Origin of the sequence: Nitrosomonas sp. (assembly GCF_040256045.1) — a bacterium.
Taxonomy (GTDB): Bacteria; Pseudomonadota; Gammaproteobacteria; order Burkholderiales; family Nitrosomonadaceae; genus Nitrosomonas.
Window position 1 is genome coordinate 15891 of the sequence record NZ_JBDZWD010000014.1, and the last position, 16922, is coordinate 32812.

The window sequence follows — 16922 nt, forward strand, 5'->3', positions numbered from 1 at the left end:
CTTTAGAAAGTTTGGTAAACGGAGGATTGCTTTTCCTAGTGTTGCAGGAATGCGATCAAACCAGTGCGAATGAGATCGGGTGACATACCCAATGCCCAGCCTGCTCCGACACTTGCCAGCAGCAGTGCTGTTTCTACAGGATGGCCGATTTTTGCCTGCAGTTCATCCAACCTGATCAATGCTGTTTCAGCAGCTCCATCGATCAGCAGGATTTCCCAGTTGCGCACAATGACGGCACGTTTTCCTCGGGTCGGGCCTGTGCCTTCCTGGCGGTGGAGATTGATCACGGGTAGGACAGGATCACAACTGATGTAAATGACTTCGCCCTGACATAGATCCGCCATCTGAATCAGCATGGGATCTTCAGCATTTAGAATAGCGGCACCGGTTGGCAATATGACCTTTGGTGAAATATCTTCTTTTTTACCTCCGGTGGGAGAAACGATGTCGACTTGTGTTCTGAGCACCTTGAAAACTTGTTCAGATGTATCAATCCACTGATCGTCAAAGTGCAATGCAGGCTCGATTCGTGTCACGATACCTACCTGACAGCTGTCATATGCCAGACCTTCTTCGAGTATGGTTCTGAAGCCATTTTCGAAAACAGCCGCTTCAATAGTACGATTCATCAGAATACGGCGAGCTGATATATGATTGGCACAGTTGCTGTGATCGATTTTTTTGTGATCTAAATAAAGTCCACTGCTGCACGCCAGACCGGTACGCTTGCCTGACAGTGTGAGCAGACTGGCGACAAGATGAGCAACAGTCGTCATGTCTCTGCTGCCGGTAATGCCAACGACTGGAATACGGCCTTGATCCGGTTCTGGAAACAGTTGATCGATGATTGCCTCACCTACCGGTCGCGGTTTACCGATGGCAGGTTTGATATGCATAAGCAGACTGGGCCCCGCGTTGACCTCGACGATAGCACCTCCCTGTTCGCCAAGCGGGCGTGAAATATCTTCTGCAACCAGGTCGATTCCGGCAATATCCAGACCGACGATACGAGCAGCCAGTACAGCCAGCTCAGCTGTAGACGGGTGGACTTCATCGGTGATATCGATTGCATGATTGCCATTGCGTTGTATTCGTACTTTTGTTCCGGGGGACAGAATGGAATCGCTGGTATGACCCTGGTGTGCAAGCTCCATGCGAATCGCGTTATCCAACTCGACGAAATTGAGTGGATGATTTTCAGAAATACCCCGGCGCGGATCAGAATTGATCTGATCTTGTATCAGTTCTGCAATGGTGGAAATACCGTCTCCGGTAACAAAAACTGAATCTCCCCGTGCAGCAGCGACAAGTCGTTTGCCAACGATGAGCAGGCGATGCTCGATTCCGGGAATATAGCGCTCAACCAGCACATCACTACCTTCCTTCAGAGCAATCGGAAAAGCAGATTCGATTTCATCACGATTGTTTAACTCGATAAAGACACCCCGCCCGTGGTTTCCATCTCCGGGTTTGAGCACGACAGGCAAACCGATGTCTTCAGCGGCCAGCCAGGCATCGGTCGGGTCGGTCGCGATACGTCCTGCCGGGACAGGCACACCACAGGATCGCAACAGTGATTTGGTCAGCTCCTTGTCACGCGAAATGCTTTCGGCGATAGCCGTGGTCTGATCTGTTTCCGCTGTCCAGATGTATCGGCTGCGTGATCCTTGTCCCAGTTGAATGAGATTACCTTTGTCCAGCAGGCGGATCGATGGAATATTGCGAGCAGCAGCGGCGTCAACAATGCAGGCAGTAGAAGGGCCGATCCAGTACGAATCGATCATGTCATGCAACTGTCCGATAGCATGCTGCACATCGTAAGACGGCTCTACCTGATCAAATCCCATTGCGGCCAGTACCAATTCTCGTGCCAGATACAATGCTTTGAGCGTTATTTCCTTATGCCACGCACTGACGACTAGCTTGTATACCCCGGAAGTCAAGGTTTCACGTACCCGACCGAATCCGCCGCGCATTCCGGCGAGATTCTGCAATTCAAGCGTGATATGTTCAAGAATGTGACAAGGCCAGGTGCCTTCTCGAACACGGCGCAAAAAACCGCCTTGCTCACCATAACTGCAGCGATGCTCGATCAGTGAGGGTAGCCATGATGATAAGTGCTCATAAAAACCGGGAATCGTATCTGATGGATAATTCTCGAGCTCGCCAATATCGACGATTGCTTCCAGAACCGGATGATATGTCCACATATTGGGGCCATTCAGATAACGTATTTCAAGAAACTTGAGATCTTTAGTACTGTGAACAGGAAGATCAGTACGAATTGCGGTAGGAGTTGACATGAAGGGAGGAACTGAATGTACACCCCTCAATTAACGCGCGATATGCCAAATCGGTTTACAGCAGAAACACAGATATTGAAGAAATAAAATTCAAAGAAAACGATCCAGCAGCTTATTGCTGTGGCGGTCCAACGCTGACCGGTCGCGAATCAGGAAATGGATGCCGCAGCTATCGGTAATCAGCAGTGTAGTAGGTGACAGCCGGCGTATATCTTCCTCTCCCTTGAGGGTAAAACAGGTTTCTCCTCGATCTGTCTGTACCTGCCAGATGCTGGGCGTGGCAAAATTTGAAACCTTGTCGATATGCTTTATCTCGGGCATGAATTCACGGCTGGCGAGTTCTTGTTCAATCAGAATACGTTCTGTTTCGGGTAATTCGGCCAGACTGTCTATCCAGATCACTTCATGGCCATGGCCATCGACCAGTGCAACTCCTTCGCTGACGGCAGTGATCGGGAATGCGCGCACAGGTACTACACCTTCATGGATCTGATCCTTTGTCGTGACGACCAGTTTGCCAAAGGCATTTCGGCTCAGTTGGCAGTCAGACAGATTCATACACGGCTTCCTCTGGTATCCATTATTTTTTCGGATGTGTCAGGTTGATTTTCATCGTCACTGCTGCGTGACTGAGATTGATAAAGCTGGTAATAATATCCTTGGCGAGCCATCAATTCTTCGTGGTTTCCTGTTTCCACGATTCTGCCGTGATCCAGTACGATCAACCGGCTTGCTTCCTGCAAGGTTGACAGACGATGGGCAATCGCAATGGTTGTCCGACCGGAAACGAGATTATCGAGTGCTCCCTGAATTTCCTGCTCGGTTTGAGTGTCGACTGACGAAGTGGCTTCATCCAGTATCAGGATGCGCGGGTCGATCAGTAACGCCCGGGCAATGGAAATACGTTGTCTTTCACCACCCGATAATGCCTGTCCGCGTTCTCCCACCAGGGAATCATAACCATAAGGCAGGCGCAGAATGAATTCATGAGCATGGGCAGCACGGGCTGCTGCAATAATTTCTCTACGGGAAGTACCGGGTTTGCCATAGGCGATATTCTCGGCAATGGTGCCGAAGAAAAGGAAGGGTTCCTGCAGTACCAGCCCGATATGTTTCCGATATTCTGTGATGGGGAGGGCACGGATATCGACACCATCGATCAGAATGGAGCCATCAGTGACATCATAAAAACGGCAGATCAGGTTGATGAGAGTGCTTTTGCCCGAACCGCTGTGCCCGACCAGTCCGATCATTTCGCCAGGTTCGATCGTGAAATTCAAATCCTGGATAACCCGGCGTGTCCCGTAACGAAAACTGATGTGACGTAACTCGATATGGCCTTTCATCGCCGGCAGATGAACGGGTTTTACCGGTTCAGGAACACTGGAAACATGATCGAGAATATCGAAGATCCGTTTGGTTCCGGCTGCTGCCTTTTGTGTGGCTGAGACGATCCGGCTCATTGAATCCAGCCGCAGATAGAAGCGACCGATATAGGCTAGAAAGGCGGTGAGTACACCAACGGTGATGTGATCCTGCGATACCTGCCAGATACCGAAAATCCATACAACCAGCAAGCCGCATTCCGTCAGTAACGTTACCGTGGGAGTGAATAGTGCCCAGACTTTGTTGACACGATCATTGATTTCCACATTGCGCTGGTTGACTGTATGAAAACGCTCGATTTCCCTTTCCTCCTGCGCAAATGCCTTGACGACCCGGATGCCGGGTAGGGTGTCCGCCAGAACATTATTGACTTCGGCCCAGACTCGATTGGTTTTTTCAAAACCGACGCGCAACCGGTCACGAACCAGATGAATCAGCCAGGCAATGATCGGCAGGGGGAGTAGTGTGATGAGCGCCAGCCATGGATTGATCGATATGAGGATGATGACGGTCATGGTAATCATGAGCACATCCGTAGCAAAATCGAGCAGATTAAGTGAAAGAAACAGGTTGATCCGATCCGTTTCCGCACCGATGCGTGCCATCAAATCACCGGTACGTTTACCGCCGAAATAAGCTTGTGAAAGTTTGAGCAGATGTTCATAAGTCGTCGTTCGCAAATCTGCGCCGATACGCTCTGATACTCTGGCCAGCGTATAAGTACGTGACCAGCCCAGTATCCAGGCCAGAATGGCTGCTGCCAGCAGACCGGACAGATAGAACGTCACCAGATCGATATCGATTGGATGGCCATTCTGATATGGAATCAGCACATTATCCATAAGCGGCATGGTCAGGTAGGGTGGCACCAGTGCGGCTGCGGTGCTGCCCAGCATCAGTATGAAACCGGTGAACAACTGCCATTTGTAGGGCCTGGCAAAACGCCAGAGTCGGAACAGTATCCAGGTGGAGGGTGGGGCAGCAGTTGCTTCCTGATCGCTGGCAGGGGAGCTCTCGCTATCCTCCGCTGAAGCAAGTTCGTTATCTGCATCGTTGTTTCCGGTCAGTTCTGCCGCAGTATCATCTGGTTGGGTGGTATTTGCAGCAATCAGCCGAGAAAAACAAGTGATCAGTTGATCCACCGCCTGATTCCTGCTCAGCGTGCAATACCAGCAGGCAAGCCGCGCATGGGTATTGGACAATTCGATGCTGCAAACGCCGGCATGATCCTGATAAGTCAGTCTCATGCCTTGCCGATAAGGCCATGCCTGCCAGTTTTCATCATTTGCCATTCTGGCGAGAATTCGGTGGGCGGTAATTGCTATCAGCCCGGATGAAAAGTTCAATTGGCTATCGAGATCGATTTCCAGCCATGCATGAATCTGTTCATGCTCATGTAATATAGAACCGATCTGTATTTGCCAGTGTAGTGGAAAATCAGGAGGGAGTGTATGAGACAGATCGCTAGTGTTGGATTGCATTGATCATAAAAAGACAGTTTGGCGTAATGTGGAAACGACTGTTGCTGGAATAGTGTGCTGCTTGAAGAAAATGACCGGAGTCAATCCGGTCATTTATTCAATGTTACTGAAAAATACATCATTCATTGATCGTATCGATTGAATCTTGAGTATTTTTTGTATCATGAGAATCAGCTGTATTTTTAGAATTCTGTAAGTGCTCGCTGGTAATTTCAGTATCTTCTTCTATTGCGGATTGCTGATCATCTCCAGCAGCATGAAGGGGCTCATCTGTATTTTCAGTATCCTGAATCTCAGTGGAATCAAGGGAATCAGTAATATTATCGGAACCTGCTGTGTCATTGGCATCAACTTCAGTTTCTGAGGTGTCGGTTTTACCGTCGTACTCACTATTATCAGCATTTTTACGGGAAATTGTTTCTTCAACAGTATCTTCCCCGGCAGCTTCATAGTCATTGACAGTATCCTCGATTTCCTGTGATTCGATTGATAAATCATTGATAAGAATTACCGGAGTGAGTCCGGTGTCTTCGATCCTGTTATTCATTTGCCAATAGCTGTGAATTGCGAGAAAAAGCAGCAAGCTTGCTGTCAGTATCAATCTGCCGGCATGTGCAGAAAACCAGTGGTGCCCACCTTGGATTGAAATTCCAACACCCGCATGAAGCATTTTTTCTGCTGGCTGATAATGTTCCAGAGCAGCTCTACGTGCTGTCTGCAGACGATACAAAGTGCCTGGGGTAATGTCGTTCAGGCTGTGAATCAACAACTTTGCTATGGCTTTTCCTGTTTTTTCCTCTTCCTTCATCATTTGACTCCTTTACTTTCCAGCAGGGCAGCGAGTGTGTGTACGGCACGCGAGCAATGCGTTTTTACGCTTCCCTCCGAGCAATCCATGATTTTTGCTGTCTCGGCTACATCCATCTCCTCCCAGTAACGCAGCAGAAAGGCTTCCCGTTGACGTGGTGGTAAAGTTTCCAGTGCCTTGCTGATCAGTTCGATGAGCTCGGATTGCTCTGCTGCGGTACCGGGATTATTTCTATGGCTGGAATCCTGTGCTATCGGTAGTGACTCGGGAATATCCGAATATCCGGTTTCTTTTTCATTCGAATCAGGCATGAACGATGAGAACAGGGTCACCCAGAGTGAACGGGATTTCTGCCGCCGGTAAAAATCACGAATAGTATTTTGCAAAATTCGCTGAAACAGAAGGGGAAGTTCGGTGAGTGGCTTGTGTGCATATTTCTCGACCAGTTTCATCATCGAATCCTGCACGATATCCAGTGCGGCATGCTCATCCTGTACGGCGAATAATGCTTGCTTGTATGCACGTAGCTCGACTTCGCTCAGGAAATCAGAGAGTTCTTGCCGAGTAGCCAGAATAGCCCGCCTTGAAATTTGCAATATGCCTGTGAATTATTTTCAGTAGCGCTGCTACCTGATGGTTTTCGTTTCTTACACGGATTCTTCACGTGGTTTTTACACTATTATGGTGCGCTTTATCCAGTACGGGAAGATGCAGCTAAGACGAGTGGTATTATAGCTTTTCCGGTAATGAAACAGTTACATCGAGATCTGATTCACATTGTTTTTAATCTTACAGATCTGGCTGATCGGCGTGATCACAATACCACCGGCCTGTCGGGGAGTTCACTTTTTCTTTTGTCCGTGCTGGCTGGAAAGAATTGCTGCAAAACCCGGGTTGACAGATCGATGCCGGCAAGAACGCCCTGTTTGAACTGTCCGTGTTTAAAGGCGGTTTTCATGGCATCGCAGGCTGTTTCCCAGATGACTGGATCGACTTTGGCGTGAATACCCCGATCCGCTACGATTTCTACATCATGATCTGCCATCAGCAGATAAATCAGCACACCATTGTTATGTTCGGTGTCCCATACCCGCAGCAGGGAAAATACATCGATGGCTCGTTCACGAATAATCTGATTCTGCAACAACAGCGGTAGATCGAGTGAGGCCTCCACCGCAAAGATGATTTCACCCCCATGTAGGGTTTCAGAGTGTGCGATGGCCTGTTCAATCACTGTCAGCGTAGCAGGGGGAAACGCCCGTTTTACGGCCAACTGGCCGGTGATGAGATGTCGAAGGATACGCATAGGATCCATATTTCTCCTCAGAATCTGTTCAATATCTCATTGAAGGGCGTATTGCGGCGTTGAAATTGAACTCAAAATGCTCACCTACTTTGAATATGCTCCGCTTCTTCATTCAATTTTGCCTTGCATTGCATCCCTTGATCGAGATCTTGAACAGGTTCTCATTACCACCTTCCTGAAGCACCACCGCCCCCAAAACCACCTCCACCACCACGGAATCCCCCTCCGAAGCTTCCGCCGGAGAAACCTCCTCCAGGCCAGTTTCTGTGTCCAGGTCCCCTCCGATGTATGATTCTCCCGGTCTGTTCAAACAGGCTGATAACAAATATCGCAATGGTAATGAGTAAAGCAATCGCGATCGAGGATGAAATCAGCCAGGTGAGGGCACCTGCAATCGAACCCGTGATCGTGGCACCTGCCATTCTGCCGAACAGGGATTGAAGCGTCCTTCCCAATACCAGTGCAATGAATAGAAGGGGGATGATATTTTCTACTGCCAGGTTCGTTCCACCAGTCGGTTCAGATTCTGGCAGAGTTTCGCCTTCGATGATGCTGATGATCTGTTCGACTCCCGCATGTAATCCACCAGAAAAATGACCCCGCCTGAATTCCGGCACGATAATTTCATCGATGATGCGCCGGGCAAGGGCATCCGGTAAAACTCCTTCAAGCCCGTAGCCCGTTTCGATACGCAGAGTTCTGTCGTTCTTGGCAACCAGCAGCAATACACCATCATCGATACCTTTGCGACCGAGTTTCCACGCCTCGGCTACCCGTATCGAATATTGTTCGATGGTTTCGGGTTGCGTGGTCGGGATGATCAATAGGGCGATCTGGCTGCCTTTTTTCGCTTCGAAATCGGCCAGTTGCTGTTCCAGACGGGAAATTTCCATACTGGAGAGTGTTCCTGTCAGATCAGTGACAGGTGATTTGAGCGACGGTATGGCGATTTCAGCCAGCGTACTGTTGGCTAAGGTGAGTAGCAGTACCAGAGATAGTAGATTGATGTAGCGGATCATGACCGGATATCGCATGATTTTATGAGAATATCGGAAAGTATCGATCATTGTGCGGTGGCAGGTGCTCCAAAATCGACTGCTGGTGGAGTGGAGAGTGCTTTTTCATTCTCTACCGTGAAGTTGGGTTTTACCTTGAATCCGAACATCATCGCGGTAAGATTGCTCGGAAACGAGCGTACCGTCACGTTGTATTCCTGAACGGTCTTGATGTAACGATTGCGAGCGACCGCAATGCGGTTTTCTGTCCCCTCCAACTGTGCCTGCAAATCGCGAAAGTTTGCATCTGATTTGAGCTGCGGATAGTTTTCCGCAATAGCCAGCAATCGCGACAACGCACTGGTCAGCTCGCTCTGGACGTTCTGGAATCGGGCAAAGGCTTCAGGATCATCGATGAGTTCCGGTGATATCTGAATACTGCCGGCTTTGGAGCGAGCTTCGGTCACACCCAGCAGTACTTCTTTTTCCTGAGCAGCGAAACCTTTTACGGTATTGACCAGATTCGGGATCAGATCTGCTCGGCGCTGATATTGGTTGAGCACTTCTGACCAGCCCGATTGAACTTGCTCATCGGTGGATTGCAATGTGTTGTAACCACAACCGCCCAGCATTGATACTGAAATCAGCAGAGAGACAGGTGCCAGAAAATTCGTCAGAAAATTTAACAGTTTGCGCATGATCCTTTCTCCAGATTTTTCCTGAAACAATCAGTACATTTATTTATAGAAAATCATTTCTTTCTGGCTCCAGCTCGTTCTTCTGCAATCGAGCCACCCAGGCAGGGAGGGGATTCGCATGCTGTTTCGTTGCGAGTTTGCCACTCTGCAGGTGTCAGTGTATGCAGCGCCAGCGCATGAATTGAACGGATGATTTCTTGTGTCAACGTGGTGTTGACCAGCCGATGACGCGCCACGAGCGTTTTGCCATCAAATGCGTCGGAAACGATCGTCACCTTGAAATGGGATTCGGACCCCTCCGGTACAGCGTGTCGATAGCTCTCGTTGATCACTTCCAGAAACTGTGGCTGCAATGATTGCAGGCTGTTCTCGATCCGGTTCTTCATATCCGTCATGTTTGTCCTGATTTCCTGTTGTTATTCCTTGGTTCAAACTGATGTGCTTCCATTGAGACTTTTTCATGAAAAGCGGGTTCAACCAGTCGTGGAAATTATCAATCTTTCTTACAAGCTATAGATATTAATCAATATACCAAGCGAATTCTGTTCTTTTTTGACGGGGGTAGAGACAAACCAGGCGGAGAATAACGGTAAAATATACCGGGTAAATAGGAGGCAGGAGGCGAGTCATAAATACGATGACTCGCCCAAAAAACTGTTTTAGAAATACTTTCCCTCGAGCCGGAGAATTATTTCCGGCCCGATAGGTTAGCAGCGGCGCAGCTTTCTGGTGAATCCAAGTGCCAGTAAACCAGCGGTCAGAAGAACCAGCGGCATGGGTTCGGGTATTTCATTTGGATCTTGTGGATCTTCCGGTTTGGTTTTCCAGGAAATCAGGTTTTGTGAATCCTGTGACCATTCTCGACATTGTCCCTTTTTAGTACCACTTGTATATTTGCTAACACAAGTAGAACTTGATGTCAGGAAAAACAAATCATACAACTCACTTTCTTTGCCATTTTCAGCATTGTCATAAATATCTTTTATCCATGTATTTGCCAGATTGTCTGCATCACCAAATCCATTCACTTTAAAATTGCCAGTTGAAAGTGGACTTCCGTTCTTATTGCCTTGTGTGTTGCCATTTTCAAATAGGATTTCCCACATTGTGAGCTGAAATGCCGCTAATTCTTTTCCTTTTGTCGGATCATCAAGGTAGCTGCCATAGTTATCAAATAAATAACCAAGTCGTGCAATTTCCCAAGAACCAATACCAGCAACACTTCCTGCTGTTAAGGCATCCATTTGGTATGTTGTTGCTGCAGGATTTAGTGCATGGAAAATATCAGCACAGAATGCGTAGAAATCTAATCCTTCAGCTGTTTTAAACTTGAATTCTCCTGCATATACGTTTCCTTGAATGGGTTTTCCCTGATTCCATGGATTGCCCGACCATGATGAACTATGGGGAAGAGTCCCTGTAGTTCCATTCCCAAGTATAGATGTACGGGTCAGTGTAATTGGATCAGCGTGTACTGTTCCGATTGCGGCAAATAACGCTGCTGCAATGAGCGCTTTCTTCATGGTAAATCTCCTTGATTAAAAATTCTTGTTTTTTACGACTGCCAGAGTTAATGAGGGATTAGTCCTGAATAACCTTGATTGATAAAAAGCACATTGCATGCCATATTTGCGTAAATATTTTATATATATGATATTAATGAATATTTTCTTGATTTATGGAAGTAGCTAAGCAGAGTAATTTTCTTCTTGTAAACTTTCTTGACAGTCTTTGATTCGTACAGTGGTTTTTGATAAAGATCTTTTAGCTATAAAGAGATAATCTGAATCCCTTGTGCGAGGTGCCAGGAATCTTGATTTGTGCGGGGAGGTATAGGGAAAGTTTGTGTCTGAGACCGGAGAAGATTCCGGTCTTGGTAACGAGCTGCTGATATATGGCATGGTTTCAATGCAAAAGCACTACTGCCCAATCAGAAACAGTTACTTGTAAACGAGGTACTGGATGGCTTCGGCGCTAACACTTAGCAATGCCAGTGATCTTTATCTATAGTCCGTAAAAATAAGTTTGAATTATTCAGAGGGTTCTTTTCTGGATAGCACGGACCAGTATTAAACTGGCCCGTACATTTTTGAATGGACTTCAGATTTTCTCTGCCCATAAATCGTGGATGTCAGTATCGATAACGCGAACATCTGCCCAATCGCCTGGTTTAAGGGTTGAGGCATCATCAATGTAAACAACACCATCTATTTCCGGTGCATCAGCATAGCTTCTGGCAATTGCGCCGTTTTCATCCACTGTATCCACCAGTACTTTGAGCATCCGGCCTTTTTTTCCAGCAAGGCGTTTTTTACTGATTTCTTCCTGCCATTGCATCAGCCTGGCCAGACGTTCCTGTTGTATTTCAGGAGGAACAGGATCAGGCAGTGCATTGGCAGCCGCGCCTTTGACTGGTGAATAGGCAAATGCACCCACCCGGTCGAGTTGTGCTTCTTCCAGAAAAGCCAGCAGTTCTTCGAATTCTTGCTCGGTTTCACCCGGGAAACCGACGATGAAAGTGCTGCGTAATGCAATATCCGGACAAATAGAGCGCCACTGACGGATTCGTGCCAGTACATTTTCACTGTTGGCAGGACGCTTCATCAGCTTGAGTATGCGTTCATTGGCGTGTTGAAAAGGAATATCCAGATAAGGCAGGAGCTTGCCTTCCGCCATCAGTGGAATCAACTCATCGACATGCGGATAGGGGTAGACATAATGCAGGCGTATCCAGATACCCAGTTCTCCCAGCGCACGTGCCAGTTCAGTGATGCGAGAGCGGATGGGCCTGCCTTGCCAGAAACCGGTCCGGTATTTGATATCCACCCCGTAGGCACTGGTATCCTGGGAAATGATCAGCAATTCTCTGACACCGGCATCGACCAGGCTTTGGGCCTCCTGCAATACGCCACCCACCGGCCGGCTGACCAGATCACCGCGCATACTGGGGATGATGCAGAATGTGCAGCGGTGATTGCAGCCCTCGGAAATTTTGAGATAGGCATAGTGTTTCGGCGTCAGCTTGATTCCCTGTGGCGGTACCAGATCGAGATAGGGGTCATGTGGCTTGGGCAGATGATGATGGATGGCTTGCATCACTTCCTCGGTTGCCTGCGGGCCGGTCACTGCCAGTACACTGGGGTGCGCTTGCCGAATCACATCTTCTTTTGCACCAAGGCAGCCGGTCACGATTACCTTGCCATTCTCCATCAGCGCTTCACCGATTGTTTCCAGTGACTCCGCCACAGCACTGTCGATAAAACCACAGGTATTGACGACGACCAGATCGGCATCGGCATAGCTGGGCGAAATCAGATAGCCCTCAGCCCGCAGGCAGGTCAGGATTCGTTCGGAGTCTACGGTAGCTTTGGGGCAACCCAGTGAAACAAAGCCGACACGTGGAATTTTAGGCGGTTGTATTGTTGCGGATGAAACAGATGTCATTCAAATTTCCGTATGAAGTAATGATGATCCACTACCCGATTATCAGGCGCCGAATAAATAGGCGATATGGTGCCAGCAGGAAATCCATTACACAAGGTTTCTGCCCATTCAATCACGTAGGCATTATTGAATGACTATTGAATGACTCCAGTAGAAGCATTAACAGACAGGGAGCATTTCTATTTGAGGAATTTTTACAGAAGAGAAGTAACGCGGATAATTCGGCAAGTAGAGTGGAGTGAAATTTTCTGTTCGACTTGCCGAACTATCGGTGAATAACGTTAACGTATTACCTCATTCTTTTCCGGATCAATCTTTACTTTGATTTTTTGACCGGTGGCATTGATAATTTTTATCTCGACGATCAATTTTCCATGCTCTTGATCGACTTCAACTTCGTGAATAAGCCCCGGGCTGGCTGCAACTGCGGTTTGGATAGCAGTAATGACACGATCTGCCGGCAATCCTTCACTATCGGCAAACGCGCTGTTGAACGAAAAAAGCAACATGATTGCAGTGAAAACGGTAGCACCACCAATTTTCTTCATGATCATCTCCTTCTGGTTTATCTGTATAGATGTCAGTCCTTCTGCAGAACTGACTGTTCAGGATAGTAGTCCTGTACCTGTTTCGGATGCAAATGATTCCTTCACGCAGGAAGTATCGCAAGATGTTCCATACGACTATTTTTGGGTGGATCAGGTTACAGCAGAGGAATAGATATAGATCTGTGATCGAGGTGTTTGCATCAAATTTTTAAATTTTTCCTGTCACGATGGCAGAGAAAATTGCACATCAAACAGGTTGATATTTGACTTTTTTTCCAGTCAGAACTGCCGGTTGAAAAATCATGGTGCGTTCAGGACGATATGCAAAGAATGATATCTAATTTTTTGATTCTAATATCATGATTATTAAAAACTTTTTTTGATAAAAATAATTTTAAAAAATACTTGATTCTGGGAAAATCAAGCATATAATGCGTCCCTTTAGAAATTTCTGCAGCCCATAAGGAGGTCATCATGAGAAGCAAAATAAACCTGTGTATTCAGACTGACTGGGTTCAAGTTCATATCCCCGAAACGTAGCAATTTCCAGGAGAAACTTTCATGAAAAAATCATTCGCCGCAGTACAACAACAAACAGAAACCAGTATCGTTTTCGATACGCATCCTGAAGTCACTATCGATCTTCCCCTGGTGGAAGCCAGGTTGAAACAGGGTTACCAGAAACCCTTCCTGCTGATCGACAGTAATATCATTCGTAGCAAAGCCCGACGATTCAAGACAGCCATGCCGCGCGTGCGCCCGCACTATGCAGCCAAAGCCAATCCTGATCCACGTGTATTGAAAACACTGATCGAGGAAGGGGTGGGTTTCGAGATTGCTTCCATCGCTGAACTCGATCTTTTGATGAGCCTGGGGGTACCGGCTGCCGAGATTTTTTATAGTAACCCGATGAAATCGCGTACTTATATCGAATACGCAGCCGCGAAAGGCGTGGAATGGTACGTGCTGGACAGCATCGAGGAGCTGCGCAAGATCGTCAGTATCAAACCGGATGCCAAACTGTATTTACGTATCGATACTCCTAATATCGGCAGTGACTGGCCGCTGGCAGGAAAATTCGGAACTCATCTGGTCGATGTGAGCGAGATCATCGATGAAGCGGTCAGGCTGAAAGCTGATCTGGCGGGTGTTACTTTTCATGTGGGCTCTCAGTGTCGCAACCCGCAGAACTGGCGGGTAGGAATCGAGCGTGCCCAGACTGTGTTTGCCAATATGCGCGAGGCCGGTCTCAAACCACGTTTGTTGAATCTGGGGGGGGGGTATCCGGTACGTTATGTCAAGCCGATTCCCTCTATCGAGATCATCGCAGAAGTCATCAACGAAGCGATTGCCGACTTGCCGGAAGATATTCGTGTCATGGCTGAACCTGGACGTTATCTGGTTTCTGATTCAGCCTGTTTTGTATGTCGTGTGGTCGGTACGGCCACTCGTAATGGCAAACGCTGGATGTACTGGGATGCCGGGATATTTGGCGGCATTATCGAAGTGAGCGAGGGGCTGCGTTACGAGATCCTGACCCAGCGTAATGGCTCCCCGATTCCCTGGTCGGTTGCCGGACCTACCTGTGATTCCGTAGACGTACTCATGCACGATGAAATGCTGCCTGAGGATATTCAGGAAAATGATTTCATTTTCATTCCCAATGCAGGTGCCTACACGACTTCCTACGCAAGTAATTTCAATGGTTTTCCATTACCGGACGTCGTTGTGATTTGATCGTCCGGAAAATGACATTACTGTGGAAATGGCGGCAATCCTCATACTGATCTGCCGCCATTTCTGATCAATTCAGCATTACCGTTCTAGCCAGTTTTGCCGAATGAACGCTCGTTCGGTCGTTTACTTGAAGCGTTTCCACTATTTTTTATTCCTAGCCGTTTGGTATCAGCCAGGTGTAGTGGTGCCGCAGATGATCTTCAATGAAAGTACTGATAAAGAAATAGCTGTGATCATATCCGGCATGGCGGCGCAGTATGAGGGGCTGTCCGGCTTGCTGGCAGGCTGCTTCAAAATAACCGGGGTGTAGCTGATCATTCAGAAAAGGATCGTTCAGCCCTTGATCAATCAGGGGAGTCGGTAATCGGCAGCCTGATTCAATCAGTGCAGTAGCATCGTGTTTACGCCAGTTTGCAGGAGATTCTCCCAGATATCGGCTGAACGCTTTTTGTCCCCAGAGGCATTGAGCCGGTGCTGCAATCGGCGCAAATGCCGAGACGGACTGATAATGTCCGGGGTGGCGCAGTGCCAGTGTCAGAGCCCCATGTCCTCCCATGGAATGGCCGAAAATTCCAACACGTTCAGGATCAACCGGAAATTGATCCAGGATAATGTCATACAATTCCCTCGTTACATAGCTTTCCATGTGAAAATATCTGGACCAGGGTGATTCGGTGGCATCGAGATAGAATCCTGCTCCCGTTCCAAATTCCCAATCCTCCGCTTCTCCCGGGATGCCAGTATTGCGCGGACTGGTATCCATGCTGACCAGTATCAGTCCCAGTTCAGCAGCGTAGCGTTGAGCACCGGCCTTGATCATGAAAGTCTCCTCCGAACAGGTCAACCCGGCGAGGAAAAAAAGGACCGGGAACCGTTGTTCTCCGGATTCCCGGGCTCGTGGCGGCTCATATACCGAAAAGCGCATCGGCAGACCGATAATCTCTGAATGATGCTGATAATAGCCCTGAACACCCTCAAAACAGCGATGCTGGTTTCGAATTTCCAATTTGACAGTCATATCACCGTTCGCTTAGAAAATGACTACTGAACGAATCGATTCGCCTGCTTCCATCAACTTGAAGCCCTCATTGATTTCTTCCAGTTTCAATGTGTGTGTGATCAACGGGTCGATGCTGATTTTGCCATCCATGTACCAGTCGACGATTCGCGGCACATCTGAGCGGCCGCGTGCTCCACCAAAGGCAGAACCTTCCCATTTTCTGCCGGTAACGAGCTGAAATGGCCGGGTACTGATCTCGGCACCGGCTTTGGCTACGCCAATGATGATGCTGCGCCCCCAACCTTTGTGTGTGCACTCCAGAGCCTGACGCATGACTGTGGTATTACCGATACATTCAAAACTGTAATCTGCACCGCCGTCAGTAAGTTGTATCACTGCATCCACTACATTTTCCACCTGACTCGGATTGATGAAATGAGTCATACCAAACTGGTGACCCAGTACTTCCCGTTCAGGATTGATATCAATACCGATGATTTTGTCAGCACCCGCCATGCGTGCACCCTGGATGACGTTCAAGCCGATTCCTCCCAGTCCGAATACGGCAACATTTGCCCCGACTTCCACTTTAGCAGTAAACAGTACCGCACCAATGCCGGTGGTTACCCCACAGCCGATATAACAGGCTTTATCAAAAGGGGCATCTTCACGGATCTTCGCCAGGGCAATTTCAGGAACGACAATATAGTTGGAAAAAGTCGAAGTGCCCATATAATGCATAATAGGTTTGCCGTTGAGGGAGAAGCGTGAAGTACCGTCCGGCATCAAGCCGCGTCCCTGTGTCGCACGGATTGCCTGGCATAAATTAGTTTTGCGTGAGAGGCAGAACTTGCATTCCCGGCATTCTGGTGTGTATAGAGGAATAACGTGGTCACCTGGACGGAGCGATTTAACATCTGCACCCACTTCGACCACGATACCGGCACCCTCATGGCCGAGAATGGCAGGAAACAAACCCTCCGGATCGGCGCCGGAAAGCGTGTAATAATCAGTATGGCAGATACCCGTTGCCTTGATTTCGACCAGTACCTCGCCAACACGGGGGCCGGCGAGATCGACTTCTTCGATTGTAAGGGGCTGGCCAGCCTGCCAGGCAACTGCTGCACGTGTTTTCATTAAGGGTAATCCTTTGTTAAATTTATTGTCGAAAGTAGTCATTGTATGTAACTGATACGATCGTGCAACCTGGAGCAAA

Annotated in this window: 16 protein-coding genes; 2 read left to right on the forward strand and 14 right to left on the reverse strand. The window is 48.2% G+C overall.

All coding sequences use genetic code 11. From position 1 onward, the window contains the following. Positions 1 to 35: 35 nt before the first annotated feature. The 12 genes from ABUL11_RS04260 to ABUL11_RS04315 form a co-directional block, all read right to left on the reverse strand. Positions 36 to 2303, reverse strand: a complete 2268-nt coding sequence (locus ABUL11_RS04260) for a cyanophycin synthetase (RefSeq protein WP_350282623.1) — start codon at positions 2301 to 2303, stop codon at positions 36 to 38. 90 nt (positions 2304 to 2393) lie between these two features. Continuing rightward, on the reverse strand, positions 2394 to 2861 hold the full coding sequence (locus ABUL11_RS04265; protein WP_350282624.1) for a cyanophycin metabolism-associated DUF1854 family protein: 468 nt from the start codon (positions 2859 to 2861) through the stop codon (positions 2394 to 2396). Next, positions 2858 to 5170 (reverse strand): cyanophycin metabolism-associated ABC transporter, encoded by a 2313-nt coding sequence (locus ABUL11_RS04270; protein WP_350282625.1) that lies wholly within the window; start codon positions 5168 to 5170, stop codon positions 2858 to 2860. The genes ABUL11_RS04265 and ABUL11_RS04270 overlap by 4 nt, the downstream gene beginning before the upstream one ends. A gap of 118 nt (positions 5171 to 5288) precedes the next feature. After that, positions 5289 to 5978, reverse strand: coding sequence for a DUF3619 family protein (locus ABUL11_RS04275; RefSeq protein ID WP_350282626.1), 690 nt, complete (start codon positions 5976 to 5978; stop codon positions 5289 to 5291). Further along, positions 5978 to 6550 carry an RNA polymerase sigma factor gene (locus tag ABUL11_RS04280; RefSeq protein ID WP_350282650.1) on the reverse strand — a complete coding sequence of 191 codons (573 nt, stop codon included), beginning with the start codon at positions 6548 to 6550 and terminating at the stop codon, positions 5978 to 5980. The genes ABUL11_RS04275 and ABUL11_RS04280 overlap by 1 nt, the downstream gene beginning before the upstream one ends. Positions 6551 to 6792: 242 nt before the next feature. Beyond that, a complete protein-coding gene (locus ABUL11_RS04285; RefSeq protein WP_350282627.1) occupies positions 6793 to 7293 on the reverse strand; it encodes a TPM domain-containing protein in 501 nt (166 codons plus the stop codon). Positions 7294 to 7448: 155 nt separating this feature from the next. Further along, entirely contained in the window at positions 7449 to 8303 is an 855-nt protein-coding gene (locus tag ABUL11_RS04290) for a TPM domain-containing protein (RefSeq protein WP_396956325.1), read from the reverse strand. Positions 8304 to 8347: 44 nt separating this feature from the next. Next, positions 8348 to 8977: a LemA family protein gene (locus ABUL11_RS04295; RefSeq protein ID WP_350282629.1), complete on the reverse strand. Its 630-nt coding sequence runs from the start codon at positions 8975 to 8977 to the stop codon at positions 8348 to 8350. 53 nt (positions 8978 to 9030) lie between these two features. Further along, positions 9031 to 9372: a BolA family protein gene (locus ABUL11_RS04300; RefSeq protein ID WP_350282630.1), complete on the reverse strand. Its 342-nt coding sequence runs from the start codon at positions 9370 to 9372 to the stop codon at positions 9031 to 9033. A 312-nt stretch (positions 9373 to 9684) separates the two neighbouring features. Then, positions 9685 to 10500 (reverse strand): hypothetical protein, encoded by an 816-nt coding sequence (locus ABUL11_RS04305; protein ID WP_350282631.1) that lies wholly within the window; start codon positions 10498 to 10500, stop codon positions 9685 to 9687. A 577-nt stretch (positions 10501 to 11077) separates the two neighbouring features. Further along, the gene (rimO, locus tag ABUL11_RS04310) at positions 11078 to 12421 is read right to left on the reverse strand and encodes a 30S ribosomal protein S12 methylthiotransferase RimO (protein ID WP_350282632.1); all 1344 of its coding nucleotides are present in this window, start codon (positions 12419 to 12421) and stop codon (positions 11078 to 11080) included. Between the two features lie 281 nt (positions 12422 to 12702). Beyond that, a complete protein-coding gene (locus ABUL11_RS04315; RefSeq protein ID WP_350282633.1) occupies positions 12703 to 12969 on the reverse strand; it encodes a PepSY domain-containing protein in 267 nt (88 codons plus the stop codon). On the opposite strand from ABUL11_RS04315, the gene ABUL11_RS04320 reads away from it, so the two are divergent. Together ABUL11_RS04320 and ABUL11_RS04325 are read left to right on the forward strand one after the other, a co-directional pair. Beyond that, positions 12968 to 13141, forward strand: coding sequence for a hypothetical protein (locus ABUL11_RS04320; RefSeq protein ID WP_350282634.1), 174 nt, complete (start codon positions 12968 to 12970; stop codon positions 13139 to 13141). The genes ABUL11_RS04315 and ABUL11_RS04320 overlap by 2 nt on opposite strands. A 389-nt stretch (positions 13142 to 13530) precedes the next feature. Further along, complete coding sequence (locus tag ABUL11_RS04325) at positions 13531 to 14706, forward strand: type III PLP-dependent enzyme (protein ID WP_350282635.1); 1176 nt, start codon at positions 13531 to 13533, stop codon at positions 14704 to 14706. A gap of 154 nt (positions 14707 to 14860) precedes the next feature. Here the strand turns inward: ABUL11_RS04325 and fghA are convergent, their stop codons facing one another. Beyond that, positions 14861 to 15724, reverse strand: a complete 864-nt coding sequence (gene fghA, locus ABUL11_RS04330) for an S-formylglutathione hydrolase (protein WP_350282636.1) — start codon at positions 15722 to 15724, stop codon at positions 14861 to 14863. Between the two features lie 12 nt (positions 15725 to 15736). Next, on the reverse strand, positions 15737 to 16843 hold the full coding sequence (locus ABUL11_RS04335) for an S-(hydroxymethyl)glutathione dehydrogenase/class III alcohol dehydrogenase (RefSeq protein WP_350282637.1): 1107 nt from the start codon (positions 16841 to 16843) through the stop codon (positions 15737 to 15739). Positions 16844 to 16922: the final 79 nt, after the last annotated feature.

What these genes read in the sequence shown, in the direction of transcription:
- ABUL11_RS04260 (WP_350282623.1), bottom strand. Translation starts at nt 2,303, where the DNA reads ATGTCAACTCCTACCGCAATTCGTACTGATCTTCCTGTTCACAGTACT.
- ABUL11_RS04265 (WP_350282624.1), bottom strand. Translation starts at nt 2,861, where the DNA reads ATGAATCTGTCTGACTGCCAACTGAGCCGAAATGCCTTTGGCAAACTG.
- ABUL11_RS04270 (WP_350282625.1), bottom strand. Translation starts at nt 5,170, where the DNA reads ATGCAATCCAACACTAGCGATCTGTCTCATACACTCCCTCCTGATTTT.
- ABUL11_RS04275 (WP_350282626.1), bottom strand. Translation starts at nt 5,978, where the DNA reads ATGAAGGAAGAGGAAAAAACAGGAAAAGCCATAGCAAAGTTGTTGATT.
- ABUL11_RS04285 (WP_350282627.1), bottom strand. Translation starts at nt 7,293, where the DNA reads ATGGATCCTATGCGTATCCTTCGACATCTCATCACCGGCCAGTTGGCC.
- ABUL11_RS04290 (WP_396956325.1), bottom strand. Translation starts at nt 8,303, where the DNA reads ATGATCCGCTACATCAATCTACTATCTCTGGTACTGCTACTCACCTTA.
- ABUL11_RS04295 (WP_350282629.1), bottom strand. Translation starts at nt 8,977, where the DNA reads ATGCGCAAACTGTTAAATTTTCTGACGAATTTTCTGGCACCTGTCTCT.
- ABUL11_RS04300 (WP_350282630.1), bottom strand. Translation starts at nt 9,372, where the DNA reads ATGACGGATATGAAGAACCGGATCGAGAACAGCCTGCAATCATTGCAG.
- ABUL11_RS04305 (WP_350282631.1), bottom strand. Translation starts at nt 10,500, where the DNA reads ATGAAGAAAGCGCTCATTGCAGCAGCGTTATTTGCCGCAATCGGAACA.
- rimO (WP_350282632.1), bottom strand. Translation starts at nt 12,421, where the DNA reads ATGACATCTGTTTCATCCGCAACAATACAACCGCCTAAAATTCCACGT.
- ABUL11_RS04320 (WP_350282634.1), top strand. Translation starts at nt 12,968, where the DNA reads ATGATCATCTCCTTCTGGTTTATCTGTATAGATGTCAGTCCTTCTGCA.
- ABUL11_RS04315 (WP_350282633.1), bottom strand. Translation starts at nt 12,969, where the DNA reads ATGAAGAAAATTGGTGGTGCTACCGTTTTCACTGCAATCATGTTGCTT.
- ABUL11_RS04325 (WP_350282635.1), top strand. Translation starts at nt 13,531, where the DNA reads ATGAAAAAATCATTCGCCGCAGTACAACAACAAACAGAAACCAGTATC.
- fghA (WP_350282636.1), bottom strand. Translation starts at nt 15,724, where the DNA reads ATGACTGTCAAATTGGAAATTCGAAACCAGCATCGCTGTTTTGAGGGT.
- ABUL11_RS04335 (WP_350282637.1), bottom strand. Translation starts at nt 16,843, where the DNA reads ATGAAAACACGTGCAGCAGTTGCCTGGCAGGCTGGCCAGCCCCTTACA.